Here is a 1862-nt window from a genome sequence, read left to right as displayed (position 1 = left end):
TTCGACTCCCTGACCGCGGTCGAGCTGCGCAACCGGCTGATGACGGTCTCCGGGCTGCGGCTGCCCGCCACGCTCGTCTTCGACTACCCGACCGCCCAGGCGGTGGCCGATCACCTGGTGACCGAACTCGGCGGAGCCACCTCGGCGGCCGGTGCGGTCACCGTGGCCAGGGCGGCGGTCGACGACGAGCCGATCGCGATCGTGGGGATGGCCTGCCGCTACCCCGGCGGGGTGTCCTCGCCCGAGGGTCTGTGGGATCTGGTGTCGGCCGGTACGGACGCCATCGGCGAATTCCCCACCGACCGAGGCTGGGACCTGGACAAGCTGTACGACCCGGACCCCGAGGCCCACGGCACCTCCTACGTACGGCACGGTGGTTTCCTGGGAGAGGCCGGTGAGTTCGACCCTGGGTTCTTCGGGATCAGCCCGCGTGAGGCCCTCGCGATGGACCCGCAGCAGCGGTTGCTGCTGGAGTCCTCGTGGGAGGCGGTCGAGCGGGCCGGAATTCGCCTGAACCACCTGCGCGGCAGCCGGACGGGCGTGTTCGCCGGGGTGATGTACCACGACTACGCGAGCCAGCTCACCTCCATACCGGAGGAGCTGGAGGGCCTGATCGGCACCGGCAACTCCGGCAGCGTCGCCTCCGGGCGGGTGTCCTACACCTTCGGGTTCGAGGGACCCGCGATGACCGTGGACACCGCGTGCTCGTCGTCGCTGGTCGCGCTGCACCTGGCCGTGCAGGCGCTCCGGAACGGCGAGTGCGACCTGGCCCTGGCCGGTGGCGTGACCGTGATGGCGACCCCGGGCACGTTCGTCGAGTTCTGCCGGCAGGGCGCCCTGTCCGTCGACGGCCGGTGCAAGGCGTTCTCGGCGGACGCCGACGGTGCGGGCTGGAGCGAGGGCGTGGGCATGCTGCTCGTCGAGCGGCTGTCGGACGCGCGGCGTAACGGTCACCGGGTCCTCGCGGTCGTACGGGGCAGCGCGGTCAACCAGGACGGCGCGAGCAACGGGCTGACCGCGCCGAACGGTCCTTCACAGCAGCGGGTGATCCGCCAGGCGCTGTCCAACGCGAACCTCTCGCCCGCCGACGTCGACGTGGTCGAGGCGCACGGTACGGGAACGCCGCTGGGTGACCCGATCGAGGCGCAGGCGCTGATGGCCACCTACGGCCAGGACCGGCCCGAGGACCGGCCGCTGTGGCTGGGTTCCATCAAGTCGAACATCGGTCACGCCCAGGCCGCCGCGGGCGCCGCCGGGGTCATCAAGATGGTGATGGCCCTGCGGCACGGCGTGCTGCCGCAGACCCTGCACGCGGACGAGCCGAGCCCGCACGTGGACTGGTCGGACGGCGCCGTGGAACTGCTGACCGAGGCCCGCTCCTGGAACTCCGAGGATCACCCGCGCCGGGCCGCGGTCTCCTCCTTCGGAGTCAGCGGTACGAACGCGCACGTGATCATCGAGGAGGCCCCCGCCCAGGAGGCGGTCGAGGCCGAGGTGCCCGTCGAGCTGCCGGTGGTGCCGTGGGTGCTGTCGGCGAAGACGGGTGAGGCACTCAGAGCACAGGCCGAGCGCCTCGGGACATGGGTGGAGGCGGGAACCGACGCCGACGCCGACGTCGCCCACTCCCTGGCGTCCTCCAGGTCGGTGTTCGACCACCGCGCGGTGGTCGTGGGCGCGGATCGAGGTGAGCTCCTCGCCGGTACGGCGACGCTGGCCTCGGGCGGCGTCAGCGCCGGAGTGGTGACCGGTGCGCCCGGCTCGGGCGGTAAGACGGTGTTCGTCTTCCCTGGTCAGGGGTCGCAGTGGCTGGGGATGGGGGTTGAGCTGCTGGAGTCGTCGGCGGTGTTCGCGGCGCGGATGGC

1 protein-coding gene is annotated in these 1862 nt (G+C 72.0%); it reads left to right on the top strand.

The features are described from left to right. On the top strand, positions 1-1862 hold a 1862-nt coding region (locus AB0G15_RS43425; protein WP_362851582.1), incomplete at both ends, for a beta-ketoacyl synthase N-terminal-like domain-containing protein.

It is taken from the genome of Streptosporangium sp. NPDC023825 (genome assembly GCF_040639575.1).
Lineage (GTDB): Bacteria > Actinomycetota > Actinomycetes > Streptosporangiales > Streptosporangiaceae > Streptosporangium.
This window is presented reverse-complemented; position numbering and strand designations above follow the sequence as displayed.